Origin of the sequence: Granulicella sp. S190 (genome assembly GCF_009766095.1) — a bacterium.
GTDB lineage: Bacteria > Acidobacteriota > Terriglobia > Terriglobales > Acidobacteriaceae > Edaphobacter.
Genome location: NZ_LMUD01000002.1, coordinates 301,332 through 325,100 on the forward strand (window position 1 = coordinate 301,332; position 23,769 = coordinate 325,100).

The window sequence follows — 23,769 nt, forward strand, 5'->3', positions numbered from 1 at the left end:
CTCCTCGCTACCATCGGTGCGGATCGAGATCATAATTCGGACGATCACGTCCGTCATAACCACAAGGAGAATTGCTAATGCCGCAGACAGTATTGATCACAGGTTGCTCCTCCGGACTTGGCCGGGCGACAGCATTGGATTTTGCACGCAAGGGCTGGAACGTGGTTGCCACCATGAGACAACCTGATGGTAATTCCGACTTCGCCGGCCTCGATAATGTTCTCGTCACCGAACTCGATGTGGAAGACGAAGGTAGCATCCAGGGCGCTATCGATGCTGGAATCGGATGTTTTGGTGCTATTGACGTTCTTATCAATAATGCAGGCTTTGGCCTCTTTGGTCTGTTTGAGTCAACTCCCGTGGAGAAGATACAACAGCAGTTTGAAGTGAACGTCTTCGGCGCAATGGCAACAATCCGAGCGATTTTGCCGCACTTCCGGTTTGCAAAGGCGGGCATCATCGTAAATATCACCTCGGGAGCGGGAGTATTCGGCCTGCCTGCGCTTTCTCTGTACTGCGCGAGCAAATTCGCTCTGGAAGGCTTCTCCGAAGCACTCTCCTATGAGCTTGCTTCCCAGGGAATCAAAGTAAAGATCGTCGAGCCGGGCGGCGTCCTCTCGACGAGCTTCGGCAAGCGTAGCGGAGAGGAGGCGGCTGGGAATAATTCGCTGCCGGATTACGCTGCCTTCATGGGCCACACGGCGGCCCTATTCGACAACATGCGCTCCGGTCCAATGGGCACGGAAGAGCAGGTCACGGAGTGTATCTATACGGCAGTCACAGATGGAACAGATCAACTGCGCTATGTGGCCACCGATGACATCAAGCCGTTGATTCATGCTCGCCGCGAAACCTCTGAGGCGGAATACATGACTCTGATGCGGTCGTTTTTTGCCGGATAGATGAGATGCGCAACACGCAGGAGTTGCCAATTGAAATTCACGGGTAGGTACTTCGTTTCCATATCCATTGTTGTCGTTGCATTAGCTGGCGTCATTGTCCATGTGGCTTGGTCGCAGTCTACGGAGAAAGGCACTACTATGCAGCAGAATGCTATGGCATCCCCTTGGCAGGCCGCGCGTAACGATGGGGCGGCGGAATCCGATGCGGTCTTCAAGAACTACAAATTCCGCGATGGCGAGGTTCTGCCAGAAGTGCGTATCCATTACGCTACGCTGGGCACGCCTCACCGGGACGATTCAGGACAAATTGACAATGCGGTGCTCGTTGTCCACTGGACAGGCTCAGACGGCAACGCGCTTCTGAGCAAAAATTACATGGACGCTCTGTTTGCCCCTGGCAAGCCACTAGATGCGTCACGTTATTTCCTGGTCTTTCCTGATAACGTGGGGCACGGTCGTTCCAGCAAACCGAGTGACGGTCTGAGAGCGCAATTCCCGAAGTACGGGTATGGCGACATGGTAGACCTGCAATATCGTTTGCTCACGCAGGCGTTAGGGGTGAAACATCTTCGAGCGATCCTGGGCATGTCGATGGGCGGAATGAATGCCTGGCAGTGGGCCGAGAGTCATCCCGATTTCATGGACGGTATCATGCCAGTCGTCTCAATGCCGATTCCGGTTTCCGGAAGAAATCTACTCTGGAGGAGGATCGTCATCAACTCCATTCAATCCGATCCCGACTATAAGGCAGGCGATTATTCGAGTCCTCCCGCCGGCTGGATAAAGAGTTTTCCGCTTATGAGAATGATGCTCGACGGTGTCCCCCATTTGCAGGAAGTCGTGCCCGACCAGGCCGCAGCGGATCGATTCATTGCTGAGGCGCAAAAGCAAGCGATGCCCACCGACGCAAACGATATCCTCTACTCCCTCCGTTCGTCCTCCGACTACAATCCAGACCCTGAACTGCACTCCATCAAGGCCATCGTCTACGCCCTAAACTTTTCCGATGACGCATTCAACCCCGCAGAACTTCAGAATATGGATGGTCTCATCGCAAAGGTACCGCACGGGCGCTTCGTACTCCAACCAGGATCTGCGCAGACCTTTGGTCATTTGACGATGGCTCATCCGGAACTGTGGGCAAATCACGTTGCCGAGTTCATGCAAGCTCTTCCGTAGACGCCTTGCCCATCCCCAGCGCAAGGCCTCGCACACCGAGTTGATGGCGCTCATTCGGATTCTGCGATGAGATGCTGGCGCAATCCTAAGGCTTTGCGCGAAAATAGAGGGAGGCAGTCACAAGCCTGGCGCAGCAGCCCGCCGCCCGGAGTTAGACACCATGATCGACACAGGAGCTTATGCGGAACGGATGGCGAGGTACTTACACCTCGAAGATTCCCCCGTATACGCGACGCTTGGCTCCGGGAATTCTGCACTTGCGGTGACTCGGCTCCATGCCCCCCGCGGATTCTTTACACCGACAGATCCGATTCCGGTCGAAAAAGCGTTCTCAATTCATCTCCATCTTCGAACCAGCCTGGGAGGTCAATTGTGGTTGGGTGGAAAGTTAGAACCCACTGGAAAGCGGCCGTCCGGGGGAGTAACGATCCTAGATCTTGAGCACGAGCCTATTGCGTTCTTTCCGAACCCGATTGAGGTTATACAGTTTTACATACCGCGAGTCGCTTTAGAGGAATTCGCTTATGAACATCACCTGCCCAAACTCGACACGCTGCGGTGGCCTCATTGCGAAATGGATACGACCCTAAAGCATCTTGGAAAGTCGCTTCTATTTTCTATTCAACAGTCTCGTCAGACGTCCAGACTTTTTCTTGACAACTTGGGCCAAGCGGTTCTTGCGCACGCAACATTTGCTTATGGCGGAGTTCGCAGCGGGTTGAAATCAGATCGCGGACATCTGGCTCCGTGGCAGACCCGTCGTGCAAAAGAACTTCTGAGTGCTAATTTGAATGGCGACATCTCCCTATCTTCGGTCGCAGCCGAATGCGGCTTGTCGGTAAGCCACTTTGCTCACGCTTTTCGAAAGACATTCGGACAACCTCCGCATAAGTGGCTGATGGAGCAACGACTAGACGCCGTCAAGAACCTACTGCTGACCTCCCGGTTATCGCTTGCGGAAATCGCGTCTCAATATGGTTTCTCCGATCAGCCCTCCCTAAATAGATTCTTCAGAAGATTTGTGGGCGAAAGCCCCGGCGAATGGCGACGCAGCAGAAAAAGCCATCTTTGAACAGTCTTCGCCAAGACACTCCCGGTCCTCCTGGCCTACGCTTTGAAAGCATGGTAGATGCGGGAGTTGACTGTGTTTTGCCCGCGCCTCAATTCATTTGTTTCTGAGCCCCATACGCTTTGTGGCGAATGTCTTGCGGTCGCGCAATTTGGGAGCGATGAAACCATCTTCTTGTTTCGGCACGTTCGAATTGATTCCAGAGCGCAGCGCTCTGCTGTGTGATGGGGAAGCTGTGCATCTCGGCAGTCGGGCATTTTCGCTGCTTAGAATCCTCGTAGAGAACGCAGGGAAAGTGGTGAGCGGGGCTGAATTGACTGCTCAAATATGGCCGGACACAAGCGTTGGCGAAGCCAATCTGAGAGTGCATCTAGCCGCCGTTCGAAAAGTCTTATCCGAAGGCGGCTGTCCGGATGGATGTATCGTGACGCTTCCTGGTCGCGGATATCAGTTTGCGATGCCGGTCACGCATCGGAAAACAGAGAATTATCAAAAGAGTTGGGTCAATGTTCCACCTCTACTTGCGAAACTGATAGGCCGCGATCAAGTCATTCAGGAGATTCTTTCGGATCTGGCCGATCGTAGGCTCATCAGCATTGTGGGCAGTGGTGGAATTGGCAAGACCAGTGTTGCGTTGGCGACGGCTGGAAGAGCTATTGAAATCTATCCGGACGGCGTGTTCTTTGTAGATTTCACGTCTCTCACCGTCTCCTCGCCGTTGGCCTTTGCCTTGGCTAGCTCTCTCCGACTGCCGGCGTCATCGGGCATTGATGAAATGGCGGTTTTCGATTATCTGGGACCGCGTGAAACGCTTATTGTCTTTGACAATTGTGAGCATGTGATCGAAGCTGCCGCCTCATTCGCGGAGAAGGTCTTGCGCGAATGCCCGAATGTCCATCTCCTTGCCACAAGCAGAGAGCCGTTGCGCACTGAGGGAGAGTTTGTGAAGAGGTTATTACCTCTTCAAGCGCCGTCGCTCGGAGATGCCTCGCTCACCGCTGTCGAGGCTCTAGCCTTTCCGGCAGTCCAACTCTTCGTCGAGCGAGCGTCTTCAGGCGTTGCGGGCTTCTCACTCACGGATGAAGATGCACCGGCGCTGGCGCTTCTCTGCAACAAGCTCGACGGAATTCCCCTCGCTATAGAGCTAGCCGCTGCCCGCATCGACCTCTTTGACATTCGAACGCTCACTATCCAGCTTGAAGATTGTCTTGAACTCCTAACCCGCAATCGACGTACGGCGCAAGAGCGTCATCGCACGCTGCGCGCCACGCTTGATTGGAGCTACGGGCTTCTGTCAGATGGTGAACAGCTCCTCCTATCGCGGTTGAGTGTGTTTCGAGGTGAGTTCGATCGCGATGCCGCCCTTATGGTCGCAACGGATCACGTCATGACGAAGAGCAGAATTTGGGAGTCCCTGCCCAACCTTGTCGCGAAATCTCTTCTCGTCATGTCGAACGAGAGCAGCGCACCCGTATTCCGGCTCTTGGATTCCACCCGCGCGTACGCAGTCGAGAAGCTTGGAGACGGCCCCGGCGCGAATTCTGTTCGCCGCCTACATGCCGAATACATTCGCGATAGAACTCTGAGCCTCGCACCTAAGAATGGATTTGTGGTGAAGTCTCACCAGGAATCCCATAGCAAGATGGTCGATGAACTCCGTTCAGCTATTGCGTGGGCTTTCTCACCGAAGGGCGACCCAGAACTCGGAATTGAGGTTATAGCCTCCTCGGCATATCTCTGGTTTCAGCTATCTCTCTTCGAAGAGTTCAAAGTTCACGCCGATCGAGCATTGGAGGCGATGAGCGGCACGCCGAACGTGTCAAAGGCGGAACTCCGTCTTTTGCTTGCGAGGGGACCCGCGCTCTATGAAACCCTCGGCGCGGTGCCGGAACTCTTCTCTACTGCAACTCGGGCGCTCGAACTTGCCAAGCAGTTAGATGATCGGCTAGGAATCAGTGGAGCCCTTCATAATCTGTGGCGTTATCACCACGGCCTCGGAGAATATAGCCGGTCGCTGGACGTTGCACTCCAGATAGAAGAGTACGTCGGCGGTGATTCTCAACACGTATGGTGGAATCCGCTGAAGGCTCTGTCGCTCTTGTATCTGGGGAATCTCAAGGAGTGTCGATCTGTTCTGTCGGAAATAGAAGACCGGGTGACGATCTCCGATGATGGCATACGCGGAGCGTATGACTATAACTTGGCAGTTTTGGTCATGGGAACCCTGGCCCGCGTTTTGTGGCTTCAAGGCTTTCCGGAAGACGCTATTCGCGTCGCTGAAAAATCGGTTGCTGCCGCATTGGAAACGAAGCAGTCGGTCGCGATCTGTTTTGCACTTTCCATCGCCGGATGCCCCATCAACATTTGGAATCGGAACTTGAAAGACGCAGAGCGCAACCTGTCCCTGCTACAGGAGCACGCCCGCCTATCCAATTCTCTGTATTGGAAACAGTACGTGGATGTGTTCCGTTTGGGCGTCGCAGCAGCGAATGGCCAGCCCGCGGACCGTCAATTCAAGGCAGGAAGGCAACAATCTTATTGGGATTATCGCCATTGGGAAAACTTCAGTGTGCTGGGGCTGAGTTTTGCACCCGTCCTCCTAGTGCAGCGGGCGAAAAGCGACCCTTCGTGGTGGTGTGCTCCCGAAGTTCTGAGATTAGAAGCCGTGCGTATGCATGGCGAGGGCAAGTCGCAGGCGAGAGCTGATGTATGCCGGCTGTTGCAGCAGTCTTTGGAGATTGCGCAACGTCAGCAAGCGCTCTCGTGGGAATTGAGGACAGCGACCTCGCTCCTTGAGTTGGCTCAGACTGGCGACGAAATCAAGCAGGCGAAGCGCCTGCTCAAGGAGACAATGAGCGACTTTACCGCCGGATTTGATTCGTATGATTTTCGAAGAGCAGAGGCTCTCCTTGAAAAGTCTCCTCGTTTTGCAGGTGCATCCCTGTGACGGAAAACATGAACTTCTCCGAGGTTGACAAGAACAGGGTGCTGAGGCAACTGGACTCCTTTGAGGAACACTTCTGGCTGATGGAGCGGGTTGCTCGACGCGGGCACGTTCTCGCGGCCGAGATCAGCGGCCAGACAAGAATCGAAAACTGGCACGAAGCACTTCGGGAGTTGCAGAAGGCATATCCGCTTTTACAAGCGTCGATCGGCAAGGTTGAAGGAGAACGTCCGTTCTTTTATAGCGTTCCGGAGCGGCCTATGCCATTGCGCGTGGAGCCGCTTTCGTCGTCGTTTTCAGCCACGGAGGCAATCGAGAAGGAGCTCTCGGACCCCTTCAAGGACGGCGAGCCTTTAACGAGGTCTGCGTTGTTTCATCAGGAAGATAAGTGCGTGTTCCTGATCGCCTCACACCATGCTTCATTGGACGGAAAGTCTCATCTCTTCCTGCTCCACGACCTGCTGTGTTTGCTGACGGAATGCGCGTTGCAAAAACCGCAGCCGCTCACCCCATCTGTCGCCGAACTGTTCGGTCGTGAGAGCCCGGAGTATCGAACATCGGAACATACTTCCTCGGTTTCAAATGAGGCGGTTCCCGTGCATCCGGCAACTGCCGTCCACGTCACCCGTGCAGAGTTGTCGAAGGCCGAGACGGAGGATCTCGTGGATAATGCCAAATGGCGGGGTGTCTCTGTTCACAGCGCCGTTTTGACGGCGTTGGCTCTGGCAGGACTTCGGTCAAGCGTAGTTTGGCGGACTGATGGTATTCGTTGTCTGAGCCCAGTCGATATACGCCCGTTTCACGGGCTGACCGATCAAGTGGGGCAGCTGGTCGTTCTCCACCGCTGCCTACTGGAAGGACTACGCGAGGATCAGTTCTGGGAGATTGGAGCGCGGATCACCTCTTCAATGAAGTCAAGTTCGCTTCGCAGCAACATCGACGAATTCCTGAACCAAGCCAGTTCCTTGGTAGAGGATGAGCACTCGCCGCAAGCCCATCTAAGACTGCTGCTGAATAGCGGGTTCGTGCACGATCTCATGCTGACGAGCTATGGCTCCTATCAAGTGCGCACGCGTTTCAGGGGACTGCATCTTAACCAGGTCTTCACCGCTGGGTTTGTCGGGGGGCCAGATACACAAAAGTTCTCCACGATGACGGTGAATGGATCGCTTGGAATTACGCATGTCGCCCATCATCCGTTTCCGGAGATGTTGCAAACCGCAAAAGGGATCTTGACCGCCGCACTAGCAACAAGCTCATGAATGATCATGCGAGCCTCAAATGCCGGACTCGTGAAAACAGATGTTTTGATCACCAACGAAGGGAAATAATATGAGTAATACAGATGTTTCAGCGAACAAAGCACTTGTCTTGACGGCCATGAAGGCAGTCTTTGTGAATCGGGACTTAAGTGCTTTCGATAAGTATTGGGCTGAAGACTATATTCAGCACAACCACTACATTCCTCCTTTTCGAGAAGGGCTGCGCGAACTTGCTGCCAACGTGCCGGCTGACTTCAAGTACGACCCGGGAATGATTATCGGAGAGGGTGACCTCGTGATGATCCACGGACGATATTCCGCACACGGCCCTTTTAGTAAACCCGTTATTGCCGTGGACATATTCCGGATCGAAAACGGATTGCTCGCAGAGCATTGGGATGTTCTTGAAGAGGAAATACCCGCTGCTCAGACGGCGAGCGGCAACGAGATGTTTACGAATCCGCAGGCTTCTTAATCAGATCAGCAGACTCCAGGAAAGAGCTTCTAACACTTGGCATTGTCCGAATTTGCTTGTGCTGTTGGCTGAACACCTGTCAGATTTGCCTCCAAACCCGACGCAGGAAACGAGTGGAGGCCTCTCTTAGTCGCCGCTCACTTCTGTCCAACCTGTGGGCGGCAACTGAACGGAGTCAGGCTAGCTCTGAGAGGAAGATTTCGCAATGCGAGACAAGTCCGTCGAGTATTCTTGTGCTGCAGAATTAGCTGTCGGCCACCTCCAGGGAAAGTGGGGGATACAAATTCTCTGTGTCATGCGGGAGGGGCCCATTCGACTTGGTCAGCTCGGACGTCTCATCCCTTCAGCTTCCAAGAAAGTGTTGGCTGAAAATCTGAGAAAGCTTCAGGCCGCGGGATTGATCGTGAGAAATGATCTGAGCAGCCATATTCTGCACGTCGAGTATGATCTGGCGGAACCGGTAAAGGCAGCGACATACGAGCTGCTCGATCAACTAGCGAAGTGGGGGGACGCGTATGATGAGCTCAATTCGAATCATCCCAAACCGTAGGAAAAGGTGAAATCGGCTGTAGCAGGTGGGTACGGATCTCTTGTGTAAAGTCGCTGCTATGCTGTGTGGATGGCAATCCATCTTGATTTTCAGCTCCCAAACGGTCAAATTTCCGGGGTAACCTTGAACGACACTTCGCTCACTGCAATCCCTCTTTTAGGCGACCTAATTTCGGTAGGTGCTCCTCCCGACTATAAAATCGTGTCGCGCCGCTTTGACTTTTTTGGAGGGTCCCCTTCAACCGGGGATGTGACCATTCTCTTTGAGTGCGAAGCAGCGAGTTGAACACCAGAAGCGGGCAGGCGACTACTGCCGACTAGTAGGCGCTTGTCCGAGAGCATTCAGACTGGCCGGATAAACGAGAATCGATTCCACGCCAGGCGTTATGGGAGAGTGAATGGCAGACACTAAGACCCTTATTGAGCAGGCATACGCCGCATTCAATAAGCGAGACATCGACGGCGCATTAGCTCTGATGGCAGAGGACGTACGCTGGCCCAGGGCTTCGGAGGGAGGCGAGGTTGTCGGAAAGAAAGAGATTCGCGCCTACTGGACTCGCCAATGGAGCGAGTTCGATCCCGCTGTAAAGCCGCTGGAAATCACCGAGGAAGACGGTGGTAAGACTCACGTCAAGGTGCATCAACTCGTCAGGAGTCTTCAAGGGGATGTTCTTTCGGACAGCGAGGTTCTCCACGTATTCACTGTGAAGGGCGGTCATATCGCAGCCATGGACATTGGGGATGAGGCTGGTGAATCGGCCGGTCCGTCTGCCGCATTCGCACATCGGTCCTGACTGGCTCATCGGCCGTGAAGTCGGCTCGTATTTACTATCACGTCGATTGAGCTATTGCGCGGGCGACGAAACAGAGGTCTTTGAAGACTCTGGCTTCAAAGAGATTCGTGCTCCCGGCGACTCTCATCACTTCATCCGCCTGCCGGCTGACACGGCGGTAGGTGCGAAGCATCTGCGGCACTCCGGGCTGAGGTCCACGACGGACAAACGCGTTGCACAACTCGCGCATAACCCCTTCAACCGTGGAATCGTGGATGTTTGGGTCTGTGCCGTCCAAGTCGCTAAGGGACTTCTGCAGACGACGATTGCGCGACTCGAACACGAACCAGGTGTGACGGGCAGGGTTAAGCTGCTGCCATGTAATTGTCATCCCGAGTTCGCACGGCATGTTGAAGCGGGGAGTTGGGGGAGGATTGCGGTCGACTTCGATCCGCGACAGGTCGTGAATGGAATAACGGCAACTCTGAATAAGAGCGAGAATTCGATTAAGGCGGCGTTCGCCGCCAGGAATTCCAAGAGTCGCCCTTGGCTCAAGGCCGAGCTCCGTCAGTCCTACGATATAGGCCAGATAGAGACGGCTGAAGTGGGCGTCATAAGGAATATTGAGAAAGACGGCGTTCTGCTGGACAAGGGAAATCGGCATTTAATCTTCAGACCTCGACTATTTCTTGGTTCTGAAAACCGTGCCGCTCTCCTTTGAAGTCCCTGAGGAATCTCGGTGACGCTCGACGAACTGACCCGACTTTGAATCGCGACGCACGAGACGCAGGAGAGAGTTCTGTCGGCTCTTGCTTAAGCCGAGGCTCTTCCCAAACTCTTCGAGAGTCGGAACCGGGGTCGAGATGGTAACGGAGCGTGCCATTGGTTCTATTGTATGAGATGTCCGCCAGAGCTTCCAGAGCTTTCGGAAGGGGCTGATATTTTGTTGATGAACCCATGTCGTCTGCCTTCTTTGGGCAGAGGTCTAGTGGACAGAGGACGTGGGTTCGATAAGGGTGCAATAACGCTTCCTCGGGGTGCCTCAAGGCGCTAAAAGAGCCATCCGTTACGCCTGGTTTCTTACAGTTACGCGTTTCTTCCTTGCTGTCACGGCAGAGGTCGCGGGTTCGAGCCTCGTCGTCCCCGCCATAAGCTACTAAGAATGAATAGCTTATGGCGGACCTCATGTGACAATTAAATGCATTAATACGCAATGGGGCTAAAACTCCTTGCAGTCGCCTTCCCCGCCATCGACAACTCTGCCTGCCTCATACTTGCTAATGCGTTTATCCACGGATACAGCCTGTGTAGAGGTCCATTTTGATGCGTGAATTCGCATGTTTCAAAAACTCTTGAGCCATTCACATCTACGCAGGTTGGTTGCTGGACTTGTCGTTCGCGGAACAATCTCGTAGACCGGCCCAAATGCCGAATCAGTGATAGGCCTCCCATGAGTTCGGAGCACGCTATTTATCTTGCTCCCACGGGCTGCGATAAAGGCTTTCATCAGGTCTTCCAAAGAGTCATGATCATTCCGCCAACGACGATGAAGGCTCCGCCGAGGTAGATCGCTTTTGTCGGTGACTGATGAAATTGGAGCTTTGCGATAATTTGAGCGACAAGAAAGAACAGCACGACATAAACGCCAAGGAGCTTCCCGAAATCGACTTTCGAGGTGTTCAAGAATAAGCTGTAGCACACGAGCACAGCCGTGCCGCCAAGAAACCATCCGGCGCGTCTCAGTCCTGAGGCATGATAAAGGCCAAATTGAAAACAAGCATCGCCCTGCACTTCGAGATACGCTGCGAGAATAAGTACGGCTAATGTGCCGGGGAAGCTGGAAATAACCTGGGCAAATTGATTCATTCTGCTCCTTAGAAGTCGCACTTCGATATGTCTTTACTGCCTGGATACAGTAACCCAAGCGACTCGGCGCCGCTCTCTACCAAGTGAGCCTAAGTGCACTTGAACATCGGGCCATTTACTCTCCACAAAAGCGATAGCCTATATGGCTCTCGGTCAAGATATAAATGGGGCGAGTAGGATCGTCTTCAATTTTCTTTCGTAGTTGGTTGATGACAACGCGCAAATATTCACGTTCGTTGCTATAAAGAGGACCCCAAATGGATCGCAATAGATTCTCGTGTCTGACAGGTCTACCAGCATGCTCCATCAAACAACGGAGGGTCTCGTATTCTTTTGGAGCGAGGCGTATCCGTTCCCCCTTTTTCTCTACGAGCCGACGATTGGTGTCGAGCATAATGTCACCGACGATGCTAATCACGTCCGGTTCTCTAACCGGGATATAGCGACGCTTAATGACTCCTCGTAACCTTGCGGTTAGCTCGCGAATCTGAAACGGCTTCGTGACATAATCAAACGCTCCCGCGTCCAAGGACTCGACGATATCCTCTTCGTCATCTCGAACCGTGAGCATAATGATTGGCAGTCCGGGGAAGGTTTGACAGATTCTCCGACACGTCTCCTTTCCTCCCATTCCAGGCATATTAATATCAAGGAGGACCGCGTCGTAGTTAACCATGCGCAACTGCACGAGCGCATCCTCCCCGTTCTGAGCCTCTCCGACAGCAAATCCTAGAGCCCCTAATGTTTCAAACAAACTCTGTCGAATCCCCGCATCGTCTTCAACAACCAGCACCTTACTCTTCTGAGTCATGCCTTCTCCTTTGCCATGCGAGGTAGTGCGATCGCGAAGGTAGTTCCATTGACGTGATCACTCTCAACCCATGTACGTCCTCGATGAGCCTCTGCGATGCGCCTAACTACGGAGAGACCGATCCCGGTACCGGAGATTGATTTGACCGACTCAGAACAACGATAAAACCGTTGAAATACCTTTTCTCTTTCGTCAACTGGAATAAACGAGCCCTCGTTCCTGACCCTAATGACCAGTTCCGCTTCTTCTTCTCTAACCGCAATGACCACCTGCGACTTAGGACGGCTATACTTTGCCGCATTGTCGAGAATCTGAAAAAGGGCCATCTGAAGAAGTTTCCGGTCCGCGTATGCAGCGTTGCTGCCGGAACTCAATTGAAAGTCGATAGAATGCCCATCCAGTTCCTGTGACGATTCGTCTATAGTGTTTTGAATCAGTCGAGCGACGTCGATCTGCTCGCGCTTGATCTTCATATCGCCGCCATCCAGCTTCGCAGTGAGAAGCAGATGGTTGGCAAGATCGCTAAGATGACCCGCATGCCGATCGATCAACCCAACCAGTTTTTGTTCTGTGCCGGATAGTGTATTCATCGCCAGCAGGCCGGAGCTTGAGGCCCTGATTGTCGTGAGAGGGCTTTTGAAAGCGTGTGCCAGGCCGTCAAGAATGGCAGAGCGTAGTTGCTCGCTCTGTTTTGCAGCTTCTGCATTTGCCTCGGTAAAGAAGGAGCGTGCTCTTTCGATTGCAACTGCGGCGAGTGATGCGGCTGCATTGACCGAGGCCGCGTCGAGAGAATGTCCACAAAGCAAGATGGCTCCAATCGGCCTCGTTCCTAACCGAAGGACGCGCCGTGAGACACCTGTGCTCAAGTCATCTTCGTTTGCTTCCAGAAAATAAGCGGAGCGCACTTCCTCCTCGGAGAAACTACAGTCTCCGCTTTTGCGATGGCGCATCTCATACGCGTTCCAAAGGGCTACGCTTTTTACTTGCAGGCTGGAACGCATGAGATCGACGAGCTGCTGATCGGCCGCAGCGTCCCGGCTGAGAAGCAAAACATGCTGACTGAGTTCGTAAAGCTTTTGCTGTTGAGCCTGACGTCGCTCTAGCTCGCGAGCATGGTGACTCACCTGATTCGAAAGACTGCTAACGACTAAAGCAGTTGCTTCAAAGACCAGAATAGCTACCCAATCATGCGAATCAGTAATGTAAAACCGGAACAAAGGCTCGGTAAAGAAGTAATCGAGACACACCACAGACAGAATTGAAACTAGGCTTGCTTCCAATAAACCCCAACGAATCGCGATGACTACCACCAGAAAGAGATGGATGGAGGTTGATGCGGAGAGATTGAAGTGAAGCCGATAGGAAAGCAGCGTCAACACTATCGCTGCGACGCTGCCTCCCGTGATTCTGCGTAGGACAGTCGGGATCGATTTGACAATCATTCAGTTGCTTCTGATGGAACTATAGCGACTGAGACATAAGTAAATCGTAAAGAAGGACCTTATGCATTGCTGACGGAATTCGCGATTTACTGGGAATGTCGGTCTTTTTCCGACATAAAGGTGATTCAACATGAACTTATTTAGAGGCCTTACTTCATTAAGCACAGAAATCTGCCCCCCACTTGAAGAGGGGACGACCGTGTCTCTTCAAGAGAAGCAGTACCAGGCTCAACCCAGTCACAGATGGCAGCCGCGGTTCTCGATGAGGAGTGCTTTGTTGGGCGTTGCCTCCGTGGCTTTTTGCTGCCTGTTGATTGCCACCGGGACAATCGCTCATGCGCAATCGACGTTTGGAAGCGTAAGAGGTAACGTACTGGACGCGAGCGGAGCAGCTATTCCGGGCGCACAGATTGTGCTGCACAGTACAGATGAAAATACAGAGCACACAGCTAATACCGACGATTCAGGTGCCTTCATCTTTGAGAATGTGAAAGCTGGCAAGTACACGCTGCGCGCTCACCGCGATGGTTTTGCAGACACTGTTGTGTCGGGCATTTCAGTGGAAGCACGACAAGACCTCAGGCTTGGGGCTACGCTCAATATTGCGGCACAGGCGACAACCGTGGAGGTCTCGGGGGCGGCTGATCAAATCAATACGGAAAATGGAACGATCAGCGACTCGAAGACCAATATCGAGATGACTCAGCTACCTTTGAATAACCGCGCGACTACTACAAGCCCTCTGGGTGCGCTTGCTCTATCACCCAACGTTCAGACAGACAGCTCGGGAAATATCGCCTTGGGAGGTGCAAGCTCCTCCCAGGTGAACTTCTCCGTCGATGGCATTTCCACTGCGAACGTGCGGCAGAATGGAGCACTGCAGGACGCTTATCCTTCGCAGGAAGGAATCGCAGCAGTCAAGGTCACCGCGTTTAATAACAGTGCGGAATTCTCGCAGATCGGCGATGTGACATTTACCACGAAGAACGGAACAAGCCAGTATCACGGGAGCCTCTTCGAGTATCTACAGAACCAGGCACTCGATGCAGACCCGTACGGCTCCAGCTCAAAAGCTCCTAAAAAGTTCAATACATTTGGCGGCTCGCTCAGTGGGCCCGTTGTGATTCCGCACCTCTATGACGGACATAGCAAGACGTTTTTCTTTGCAGACTACGAGGGCAACCGGCGCAGTACTGCAGTGTTCCAGCAAGAAGTCGTCCCGACTGCGGCTGACAGAAGCGGCAATCTCTCCGACATAGGCGGCCCTACAATCCCGTTATCCCAGATCAACCAGACAGCGAAGGCATTACTGGCTTACTATCCACTGCCGAACGTGGCGGGCGCTACCAACCAGACGCAAACCATCAACTATCAGAACTTTCAATCGACCCCGGCACGCACCGATGGCGCGGACATCCGAGTCGACCAGACGATCTCGTCGAAGCAATCGGCCTATGTGCGCTTCAGCCGCAAGAACATAACCTCGGACGTCGCGAACCTTTTCCTGCCAAACGACGAGGACTCCATTCACAACAGAAGCTTGCTTGTCTCGCACACTTACGCGATCACGCCAAGGCTGCTGAATGAATTCCGTTATGGCTTCACAAACGTTACGACCAACGTCAACTTCCCCATTCAAGGCTCGACTGCATTGAGCCAGTTGGGCTTGGCCGACGTCAACATCAGCCAGCATCCGCTGACCAACGCATTTCCTACATTCAACTTCAGCGCAAGCACGCCGTTTCCAGCTATTGGCAGAGACAAGGCGGGTATCACCCAATCGAAGACAACACAGTTTAGCGACAACCTCACTTACACATTCGGCAAACATACCTTGAAGGGTGGTATCGATATCCGCCGCGTGCGGTACTTCGACCTGGAGAGCTTTGCCCCGGAGTTCGCCTCAGACGATTTCGGAACTTTCATCTTCCAGCCGAGCTATGGAAATGCTCCGACGGATATCTTTACAGGCAACGCTTTCGGCGACTTCCTCGAAGGTGCTCCCACTACGCTTCTCTTCGCCGTCTCCAGTCCGGATGTTGGCGGAACCGCAACGCAATATAGCTTCTTCGCCGAGGACGAATTCCAGGTAAACAGCCGCCTGACACTCAGCTACGGCCTGCGTTGGCAGATTCTTCCAGGCTTCCAAGAGGATGGCGGTAATCTCGCGAACTTCGATCAGCGGAATAACTCCATCGTCGTCCCTGATGCCTTGGCTAAGTACCTTACCAGCCAGAACATCTCTGCTTCCAATGTAGCCTTTCAGCAGTCTTTCAACTCCTGCCCGTCTGGCACGGCCGCCGGATCTACGGCGAATGGTCTCCCCTGCACGGCGTATATTACCGCCAGCCAGGACGGCTTGCCACAGAGCCTGCGCCAAACCTATAAGGGCGACTTCCAGCCACGTCTATCAATCGCCTATCGCCCGTTCAACGATACAAAAACCGTGGTGCGAGCGGGATTCGGCATCTATACGATGACCAACCTGGGACCACTCTCGTTCAATAACAGCGGCAATCCAACCTCGAGTCTGCACATCTATTCCAACTCCAACACGGCAGGACCGAATACTCCACAGATTGCCTTTCCAAACACCGCACCTTCCACCACCGGCGGTCCGACCTTTGGCGGTGGCGGACTGGATCAGGGAGTTGATCCCAACTATCGCGATCCCCAATCGAGCCAGTGGAACGTGACCGTCGAGCGGCAACTATCCAATGCCACATCGCTCCGTGCAAGCTACGTCGGCCAGCACACCTACCGGTTGAGCATCACCGAGGACCTCAACCAGATTCCGGCCAGCACAATTCCATACAACGCGGGAGCGACAGCTGGAACTTATGTAGATGCGCGCGCTCCGTACCAGAACTGGACGACGCTCTATAGCACGTTCAATGCGGGCGAGGCGAACTACCATGCGTTCGAGATACAGGCGAGCCACCGTTTAGAACATGGGCTCTATTTTGACGCCAACTATACCTATGCCAACAATGTAGCCGATAACCAAGGTGATGCACCAAGCGCGTTTGCAGGAGAGGTCAACTATGGGCTTCCGATCGCAGACCGGTTCAACATAAAGCAGAATCTTGGGAACGTCTCGGGCACTCGCCGCAACCGCATGCTGTTGACTGGGATGTATCAACTACCATTCGGCAGGGGACGGCAGTTCATGAACACGAGCTCGTTGACGGATGCCATCCTCGGGGGTTGGGACCTGACTACTATTACGCTGCTGGAGACAGGCCCCTGGCTCACCCCGAGCATCAGCGGTTCTTTCGATCAGTCGAACACAAACGTCGTCAATCGCGGTGCTGTGCTGCGTCCCGATGTTGTCCCGACAGGCACTGCGGGTTCCGTCACCTACAACAACTTATCTTTCCTGGCTACTCCAGCAGGAGCGGGTCGCTTCGGCAATGCAGGAGTCGGAATCCTTCAGGGTCCCGGGACGGCTGCGGTGAGTCTTGGCGTGGCGAAGCGATTTGCTCTCTCCGAGAAGGTGCATGCGCGGTTCGAGACGACTTTCACGAACGTCCTGAATCACACCAACTTTGCGCCACCTGTGACGGCTATCGATAACTCACTCTTCGGACAGCTGACGGGGCCGCAAACGGCAGAGAACGCTGGAAACCGGACAGGACAGGCAGCACTCCGGATCGACTTCTAATTCCATTGCTCACTTTTAGGAGGCAAGAAGACTACCTTCTTGCCTCCTTTTTTTGTTCTAAGCAACCGGAGACGAGATTGTCGTTCCTCTTCTTCTGAAGAACAAACCTGAGGGTATCCTACTGCGTGGCCCGTACCGATTCGACATCTCCGGGCCTACAGAAATTCGCACCTTGAAGATCCACCCAGTGTTACACGGAGCAGATTATCTAGAAATCAATCGTCACACAAGAGTTGTCTTACCGCATAATCTCCTGAACAGTCTTCACTCGATTTAGCGTTTCGGTTCGATGCGAAGGGAGATGATGTGCGGATGTGCGGCGTTCGCTCCGATGTTGCTGGTCTCCAGCAGAACTTCGAATGGCTGCATCTTGCCGTCGGAGTCGAAGATCCTGTCGATAAGCGGTTTTGAGACCTCGCTGAAGAGGTAGTCGGCAGCAGCCTGAGTTCCGGCCATGTTTAGCCCTTCGATAATGAGGACGTATCCCGTGCTATCGAGGTTGCGCGTTACGGCAATGACACCGAAGGTATTACGGGCAGGGTCAGCTTCGTCGGTGGCGTAGGTCGATCTCTCGCCGGGCAGAGGATGCAGGTTGCGGATCTCCGGGGAGTCTGCATTTTGCATATGTTCGAACTGGAAGTTGAGGTCTTTTTGAAAGAGCTCGACCCAGGGGTTCGCATCGAAGGAGCCTGACAGAACGACGTTTGACTCCTTGAGATCGTCGAGGGTCACCTCGCGCGCGTAGCGTACCTTGAATCGATTTTTGACGACTTCGGGCAACAGGGAGATGGCCGAGACAAGGTTGAGGTCCACGACGCTGGTGTAGCGGCGGGCCCCGAGCTCGTTCACGGTGGCGGTGTCGATCCCGAGCGTTGCATGGGTCCGCTTCTGGTACTCGCCCCCAACGTAATCCGCAAGGCTAATCCGTGTCTTTGTGAGGTTCTGATAGATGACGAGACCGCTATCGGCCGGGACAACGAGGGTGTCCTTCACGGGGCTGAAAAAGGTGCTCCAGAATCGATTCGTTGGAGTGGCCCGCGGCTTTGGGCGAAGGTCGCGAAACAGCAACACGGCCAGAGCCAGAAACAAAGCTGCACAAAGAATCCTGAGCGCACGAGAGGAACGGGTGATGGGCCTCGAGTCGCTGGAGGTTTCACGGTAGAGGTGGAAGTTCGGCGACCTGGAAGGTAACGAAAGAGGGTTTTCCTGGGGAAATTCGGGAGCTGACTCCCCGAGGAGCATCCCATCTTCGACGAAGAGGGGGACGTAGCCGCCGCGCGGGACGACGATACGTGTGGTCTCGCTCTTGCCTTCGTTGGCGAAGTACTCTTCGAGTCTCTGGCGCAGGAGGCGGGCGTAGTTGCGGACAATGTTATCTTCGCCCGGATTGTATCCCTGTGGGCGACGAAAGACCCGCTCTCCGATCTGTTGTTCGGTGATCTCGCCTGCTTGATCAAGCAACTGTTTTTCGCAGATGTAGAGGATGAAATGGGTGAGGAACTTCGACTTTGCGAATCCTTTGCTGGCGGCTATCCGCTGGGCGAGGTGCCATCGTTCTTGGTGTTCGAGCCGTGTGAGATTCTCAACGGTTGCAGTCGCGCTGGCTGAAGGCTGGCCGGTTACGGCGAAGCCAACTGGTCTGCCTGTAAGGGGTATGGCCACTGTCATCAGTAGAAATGGGCGCGAGAACTTTGTTGTTACTGACAGATTAAACCGAAGCTACCCAGCATGACATGGCGCGTGAATGTGACGTTAAAAATACGGATATCACATATCACTAACTAGTTGATCTACAGCGAGATACGAGTTTCCACGGGCTGCGAGTCCACTATCTTTCCACCGTGGAAACCCCTAACAACATCTAGACAGCGCGGTGATGATCGACGCATTACAAAAGCATTTGGAGAGTCGTTGCGGAAAGAGTTCAGGGGTTCTCCTCTTCGCAACGATGAGAGATGTTGCGAGCTTCGCAACAGAATCGAGAGATCAAGATGATGAAGTGCGGGGCATTTTTCGTGGTGGCTGTTACCTCTTCGCTGAGCGGCCTGGCGCAGACACCCGCTCAGCAGGATCGAGTTCTGCGTCTCAACCAGATCCAGGTGATTGGAAGCCACAATAGTTATCACTCGGGGATCGCGCCGAGTGAGCGGAGGCTAATCGAACAACAGAATCCGAAGGCAATGCGTGCGCTTGACTACGCACATGCTCCACTTGCAGATCAGTTAAGCGGAGGCGTCCGTCAGCTTGAGATCGATGTGTATGCGGATACGAAGGGTGGGCGCTATGCTCATCCGGCCATTGTGGAAAAGGTGGCACAGGCGGGCCTGCCAGCCGATCCTGACTTCGATCCGAACCATGAGATGGAGAAGCCGGGCTTCAAAGTGATGCATGTGCTGAATGTGGATCAGCGCAGTTCGTGCCATACGTTCGTCGGTTGCCTAACGGTGGTGCGCGGCTGGTCGAAACAACATCCGCAGCATCTTCCAATCTTTCTGCTGGTGGAGACGAAGCAGGGCCACGCCGGTGTGGCGACGGCTCCAGATGGTCCGGAGCCGTTTACCTCTGAGACTTTCGATGCTTTAGATGCGGAGATTCGTTCGGTCTTCCACGCAGACGAGATGATTACGCCGGACCAGGTGCGCGGGAGTTACAACACGCTGCCGGATGCGATTCGCACAAATGACGGAAAGAAGGCTGGAGGATGGCCGCTACTCGCAGATGCTCGCGGGAAGGTGGTCTTTTTGATGGATCAGCGACCGGTTGAGGAAGTTTACACAGCAGGTCATACGGCGCTTCGCGGGCGCGCGATCTTCACGAATGCGGCTCCCGGTGCTCCAGACGCGGCGTTTACAGAAGAGAACAGCGGTACGAAGGCAGAGATCGACGCGCTTGCCAAGCAGGGTTATCTCATTCGCACTCGCACGGACGACGGCACCGAAGAGGCGCGAACCAACGACCATGCTCGCGCGGAGGTAGCGCTCGCCAGTGGAGCACAGATGCTGAGCACGGATTATCCGTCATCTGAGCCTTCGCGATGGACCGGATTTTTTGTGGGTCTGCCGCACGGACTGGTAGCACGCTGCAACCCGGCGACCGCGCCTTCGACGTGTATCGATGCGTTGCTAGAACCAGCGGAAAGGTAACGGCTGACGACGAGGCTAGTACAAGATTTCCTACTACGTTCACGTTGAGAATCTTCAGAGACGTTTGGACTAAACGAATTTTAACTTGCCCAGGAGGTATCGTGGTTACGAAATTGAACGACTCAGGCTCTCTTTCAGCGTGGATGCGTGGTGTGTTGAAGTACGCCCACGCCTGGTGTTTCGTTGCATTGCTTCTACTCGTCAGCTTTGCGACGGTGAGTCCGTCAAGCCTGTTGGCGCAGTCTGACAACTCGGCGATCGCAGGTACGATTACGGACTCTTCAGGCGCCGAGGTTGGCCAGGCGGAGATCACGGTGATAAGCGAGCAGACAAGGGCCGAGCACAAGACGGTCAGTAACCGGTCTGGATTTTACACAATTGCCAGTCTGGCTCCGGGCAAGTACACGGTGAGAGTGGTAGCGACGGGCTTCAGCACTGTGACGCGGGAGAATAACAATCTCGATCCGGCGGTTCCTGCCACGGTCAACATCTCGTTGAGCGTCGGCAAGACTACCGAGCAGATCGAGGTTCGTGCTGAGGAGTCCACGGTGCAAGCGGACAGCGCTACCCTGGGGCGCGTGATCACGAGCAGCCAGACGGACAATCTTCCTTTGAATGGACGGAACCCGATCTATCTCGCGCTGACGAAGGCGGGAATCACGAGCACCAGTAACCTGTCGACGTTCAACTTCAGCACGGGGCTGGGCGCACTGAACATCAATGGAGGACGCGAGCGTGACAATCTACTGACCTTCGATGGTGCGGTGGCAGTGCGTATTCGCGCCAGCGGGGATTCGATTGGCACGCCCGATCTTGACGCGGTACAGGAGGTTCAGATTCTAGCTACCAACTATCCGGCGGAGTATGGGCGCTCGATCGGCGGCCAGGTTCGCATCATCACCAAGAGCGGCGGCGATAACTTTCACGGCAGCCTTTATGAGTACTTTCAGAATCCGGTACTGAGCGCGAATACGTGGACGCGCAACAACAACTTCATCAACAATGATAATCCGGCTTATCCAGCGGCGTTGAAGACGAACTTCGTGGGGCACTTCACCTTCAACCAGTTTGGCGGCAACCTCAACGGGCCTCTTTATGTGCCTCACCTCATTCCAAAGGGCAAGGTATTCTTTCTGTACTCGGAGGCCTTTGTTCGCTATAACCCTTTGACAACGAACGCGCTGACGGTTCCCAATCCTGCCTTCCGTACTGGTGATTTCACTTCGTTGATTACGGGTAATCCGAAGACGAATCATTACATCAAAGATCCGGAGTCGACTCTGCCATGCAGTGTTTCGACCGGTGGCCCTGGCTGCTTTTCGGTGAACGGCGTGGCTAATATGATCCCGCAAAACCGGTTGAGTCCGAACGGTGTAGGTCTGTTGACAGCGTTTCCGGACCCAACACCGAACTTTGTGCAGGGTTCCAGCAACCTGCTTACCACGGGGACCAACCCTGAACAACAGCAGATTGACAGCGGGAACCTGGATATTGTGCCGACGGAGAAGGATTACATTCGGTTCCGGCTGGTTCACTTCTACTATCACGAGGACAACCCGTTCGCGACGTCGAACTATGGTAACGTGCCGCGCATTTACAGCCGTCCGAACCAGACCGGTTCGATCGATTACGTCCACACCTTCAACGAACGGATGACGAATGAGGTTCTACTTGCAGCCAGCCATGATGCCGCGCGGTTGAGCATCGATACTTCTACAGGGACCTATGACCGCACGCGATATGGCATCAACTTCCCTTATCTGTTTCCGCAAGGTAAGGATCTGCCGAACAAAATCCCTACTGTAGCGTTCGATACGACGACGAGCGTCACTACGCTTGACGGAAGTACGTACCCTTCGCACTCGCAGGGGGAGCTTTTTGACTTTGCCGATACGTTCACGCGAATTATTGGGAATCATATCGTTCGCGCGGGTGCCCTCTATGAGCGTTCGGGAGAGAACGACGATGACCAGATCGCATTTGCGAACTCAACACCGGGACAGACGAATAATCAAAACGGCAAGTTCGATTTTTCGAGCGGCAACAGCCAGGGGTCGGGGTACGACATAGCCGATGCGGCGTTGGGGTTGTTCAATACTTACTCTGAGGTGGGCGCTCGCAATGAAACGCCAAACCGCGCGAATATGTATGAGTTTTTTGCGCAGGATTCGTGGAAGGTGACACCTAAGCTGCACCTTGAGTATGGAGTTCGCTACAGTAGCATTCATCCTTACTACAGTTTGTGGAACAACGCGGGCACGTTCGATCCAGCGTTTTATAACCCGTCGAATGCGATCAAGGTGAATGCGTCGGGAAATCCGATCGCAGGGAGTGGCGATCCCCTGAATGGAACGGTTCTCTGGGGCGATGGCTTTACCGCGGATGCGAAGAACCACGTGCCTATCGCGGCTACGGGGCAGTATGACAACCTCTTTCACAATCTTCCGCGTGGCTATATTCACGTGCAGAAGTATCTCTTTCAGCCTCGGCTTGGAGTTGCGTACCAGTTCAATGGGAAGACGGTGTTTCGCGCGGGCTTCGGTCGCTACGTCAACCGTCAGGGTGTCTCTGATGGCGTCTTCGCTGGTGGAATTCCTCCGCTGCAGCAGGTGGTATCAATCTCGACCGGAAGTGTCGACAACCCGGGAGGAACTGCTGCTGCAACGGGTTCTTATCCGCAGCTGACAGGAGCAATCAATCAGAGTTCGCCGCAGCCTGAGGCTTATACGTGGAACGTGTCAGTGGAGCGAGAGATTGGCTTCGATACTGTGGCGGATGTCTCTTACGTTGGCAGACATGCACTGCATCAGCAGTTCCAGGGCGACTTGAATCAGGCCCCAGCGGGAACCGCACAGCAGTTTGGGACGAATGGAGTCAATGCGCACCGCCCGTTTGCGGGGTATGCGGCTATCACCGAGGTCTACCAGGGTGATACAGCTTTCTACCAGGGATTGCAGGTAGATGTGAATCGTCGTTATAGTCGGAATCTTGGCTTCGGCGTTGCCTACACGTTCGCTCACTCCGAGGACTGTGGATCGTTCCAGAAGAACTTTCTGCCGAACTTTCTCGATACCAAGGGGCTATGTGGCAATGCGGATTACGATATCCGGCAGGCGTTGGCACTCAACTCGGTTTACCATCTTCCCTTTCAGAGCCGCAACCGGTTGACGAATCAGATTCTGGGCGGCTGGCAGCTCTCGCAGTCCTATCAGTTCCAGACGGGAACGCCATTAAGCGCTTCGACAGCTACGGATATTGCGGGCGTCGGCTCAGGCTTCCAAACTCAGCTTTACAGCCGGGTTTCGGGAGAAAGCCTGAAGGGCAACGGGCACTTCTCGGTCGCGGGCGACTCGAACTCCTGGTTCAACAAGAATGCTTTCGTCGCTCCCGCTACCGGAACGTTTACGACGCAGCACACCCGCAACATCATCTTCTCGCCCGGAGCTGCTTACTACAACGCCAGCCTGCAGAAGCGGTTTCAGACGCTGGAGAGCCAGTACTTCACCTTCCGCTTCGATGCGTTCGACTTTCCGAATCATCCTAACTGGTCGGCTCCGGATGTAACTCCTACGGATGCCAACTTCGGCAAGGTGACCAGCAAGACGGGGCAGCGTTCGATGCAGGCCAGCCTCCGATATTCTTTCTAATCTGCAATCAGTCGTAGGTTGAATCGGGGGGTCTGTGCCTGCA

At 54.1% G+C, this 23,769-nt stretch carries 16 protein-coding genes; 11 read left to right on the forward strand and 5 right to left on the reverse strand.

All coding sequences use genetic code 11. The annotated features are described in order from the left end of the window. Positions 1–77: 77 nt before the first annotated feature. The 8 genes from GSQ94_RS01195 (at position 78) to GSQ94_RS01230 (ending at position 9,174) form a co-directional block, all read left to right on the forward strand. Complete coding sequence (locus tag GSQ94_RS01195; protein WP_158941486.1) at positions 78–902, forward strand: SDR family oxidoreductase; 825 nt, start codon at positions 78–80, stop codon at positions 900–902. Between the two features lie 30 nt (positions 903–932). Continuing rightward, positions 933–2,081, forward strand: coding sequence for an alpha/beta fold hydrolase (locus GSQ94_RS01200; RefSeq protein ID WP_254063511.1), 1,149 nt, complete (start codon positions 933–935; stop codon positions 2,079–2,081). A 160-nt stretch (positions 2,082–2,241) separates the two neighbouring features. Further along, positions 2,242–3,153, forward strand: coding sequence for an AraC family transcriptional regulator (locus GSQ94_RS01205; RefSeq protein WP_158941488.1), 912 nt, complete (start codon positions 2,242–2,244; stop codon positions 3,151–3,153). A 157-nt stretch (positions 3,154–3,310) separates the two neighbouring features. Beyond that, positions 3,311–6,097, forward strand: coding sequence for a winged helix-turn-helix domain-containing protein (locus tag GSQ94_RS01210; protein WP_158941489.1), 2,787 nt, complete (start codon positions 3,311–3,313; stop codon positions 6,095–6,097). Between the two features lie 8 nt (positions 6,098–6,105). Continuing rightward, on the forward strand, positions 6,106–7,356 hold the full coding sequence (locus GSQ94_RS01215; RefSeq protein WP_158941490.1) for a condensation domain-containing protein: 1,251 nt from the start codon (positions 6,106–6,108) through the stop codon (positions 7,354–7,356). 70 nt (positions 7,357–7,426) lie between these two features. Further along, positions 7,427–7,831, forward strand: a complete 405-nt coding sequence (locus GSQ94_RS01220) for a nuclear transport factor 2 family protein (RefSeq protein WP_158941491.1) — start codon at positions 7,427–7,429, stop codon at positions 7,829–7,831. A 205-nt stretch (positions 7,832–8,036) separates the two neighbouring features. Beyond that, on the forward strand, positions 8,037–8,381 hold the full coding sequence (locus GSQ94_RS01225; protein WP_158941492.1) for a helix-turn-helix domain-containing protein: 345 nt from the start codon (positions 8,037–8,039) through the stop codon (positions 8,379–8,381). 397 nt (positions 8,382–8,778) lie between these two features. Beyond that, on the forward strand, positions 8,779–9,174 hold the full coding sequence (locus GSQ94_RS01230; RefSeq protein ID WP_158941493.1) for a nuclear transport factor 2 family protein: 396 nt from the start codon (positions 8,779–8,781) through the stop codon (positions 9,172–9,174). A 37-nt stretch (positions 9,175–9,211) separates the two neighbouring features. Here GSQ94_RS01230 and GSQ94_RS01235 read toward each other — a convergent pair whose 3' ends face one another. The 4 genes from GSQ94_RS01235 to GSQ94_RS01250 all read right to left on the reverse strand — a co-directional run bounded on the left by GSQ94_RS01235 (position 9,212) and on the right by GSQ94_RS01250 (position 13,206). Then, positions 9,212–9,817: a hypothetical protein gene (locus tag GSQ94_RS01235; protein WP_158941494.1), complete on the reverse strand. Its 606-nt coding sequence runs from the start codon at positions 9,815–9,817 to the stop codon at positions 9,212–9,214. Between the two features lie 842 nt (positions 9,818–10,659). Beyond that, on the reverse strand, positions 10,660–11,019 hold the full coding sequence (locus GSQ94_RS01240; RefSeq protein ID WP_158941495.1) for a hypothetical protein: 360 nt from the start codon (positions 11,017–11,019) through the stop codon (positions 10,660–10,662). A gap of 115 nt (positions 11,020–11,134) precedes the next feature. Beyond that, positions 11,135–11,830 (reverse strand): response regulator transcription factor, encoded by a 696-nt coding sequence (locus GSQ94_RS01245; protein ID WP_158941496.1) that lies wholly within the window; start codon positions 11,828–11,830, stop codon positions 11,135–11,137. After that, positions 11,827–13,206: an ATP-binding protein gene (locus tag GSQ94_RS01250; protein WP_158941497.1), complete on the reverse strand. Its 1,380-nt coding sequence runs from the start codon at positions 13,204–13,206 to the stop codon at positions 11,827–11,829. Before GSQ94_RS01250 ends, GSQ94_RS01245 begins: the two co-directional genes overlap by 4 nt. Positions 13,207–13,549: 343 nt before the next feature. Between GSQ94_RS01250 and GSQ94_RS01255 the strand changes: the two genes are divergently transcribed. Beyond that, positions 13,550–16,936: a carboxypeptidase-like regulatory domain-containing protein gene (locus GSQ94_RS01255; protein ID WP_254063512.1), complete on the forward strand. Its 3,387-nt coding sequence runs from the start codon at positions 13,550–13,552 to the stop codon at positions 16,934–16,936. A 273-nt stretch (positions 16,937–17,209) separates the two neighbouring features. Here GSQ94_RS01255 and GSQ94_RS01260 read toward each other — a convergent pair whose 3' ends face one another. Further along, the gene (locus GSQ94_RS01260) at positions 17,210–18,604 is read right to left on the reverse strand and encodes a hypothetical protein (RefSeq protein ID WP_254063514.1); all 1,395 of its coding nucleotides are present in this window, start codon (positions 18,602–18,604) and stop codon (positions 17,210–17,212) included. A gap of 287 nt (positions 18,605–18,891) precedes the next feature. Between GSQ94_RS01260 and GSQ94_RS01265 the strand changes: the two genes are divergently transcribed. Together GSQ94_RS01265 and GSQ94_RS01270 are read left to right on the forward strand one after the other, a co-directional pair. Next, the gene (locus tag GSQ94_RS01265) at positions 18,892–20,079 is read left to right on the forward strand and encodes a phosphatidylinositol-specific phospholipase C1-like protein (protein WP_371417412.1); all 1,188 of its coding nucleotides are present in this window, start codon (positions 18,892–18,894) and stop codon (positions 20,077–20,079) included. Between the two features lie 101 nt (positions 20,080–20,180). After that, a complete protein-coding gene (locus tag GSQ94_RS01270; RefSeq protein WP_254063516.1) occupies positions 20,181–23,726 on the forward strand; it encodes a TonB-dependent receptor in 3,546 nt (1,181 codons plus the stop codon). The last annotated feature ends 43 nt before the right edge of the window (positions 23,727–23,769 follow it).

Bases quoted from the DNA above. Each gene is read 5' to 3' on its own strand.
- GSQ94_RS01205 (WP_158941488.1), top strand. From the start codon at position 2,242: ATGATCGACACAGGAGCTTATGCGGAACGGATGGCGAGGTACTTACAC.
- GSQ94_RS01210 (WP_158941489.1), top strand. From the start codon at position 3,311: ATGAAACCATCTTCTTGTTTCGGCACGTTCGAATTGATTCCAGAGCGC.
- GSQ94_RS01220 (WP_158941491.1), top strand. From the start codon at position 7,427: ATGAGTAATACAGATGTTTCAGCGAACAAAGCACTTGTCTTGACGGCC.
- GSQ94_RS01235 (WP_158941494.1), bottom strand. From the start codon at position 9,817: ATGCCGATTTCCCTTGTCCAGCAGAACGCCGTCTTTCTCAATATTCCT.
- GSQ94_RS01195 (WP_158941486.1), top strand. From the start codon at position 78: ATGCCGCAGACAGTATTGATCACAGGTTGCTCCTCCGGACTTGGCCGG.
- GSQ94_RS01265 (WP_371417412.1), top strand. From the start codon at position 18,892: ATGTTGCGAGCTTCGCAACAGAATCGAGAGATCAAGATGATGAAGTGC.
- GSQ94_RS01240 (WP_158941495.1), bottom strand. From the start codon at position 11,019: ATGAATCAATTTGCCCAGGTTATTTCCAGCTTCCCCGGCACATTAGCC.
- GSQ94_RS01215 (WP_158941490.1), top strand. From the start codon at position 6,106: ATGAACTTCTCCGAGGTTGACAAGAACAGGGTGCTGAGGCAACTGGAC.
- GSQ94_RS01230 (WP_158941493.1), top strand. From the start codon at position 8,779: ATGGCAGACACTAAGACCCTTATTGAGCAGGCATACGCCGCATTCAAT.
- GSQ94_RS01225 (WP_158941492.1), top strand. From the start codon at position 8,037: ATGCGAGACAAGTCCGTCGAGTATTCTTGTGCTGCAGAATTAGCTGTC.
- GSQ94_RS01260 (WP_254063514.1), bottom strand. From the start codon at position 18,604: ATGACAGTGGCCATACCCCTTACAGGCAGACCAGTTGGCTTCGCCGTA.
- GSQ94_RS01245 (WP_158941496.1), bottom strand. From the start codon at position 11,830: ATGACTCAGAAGAGTAAGGTGCTGGTTGTTGAAGACGATGCGGGGATT.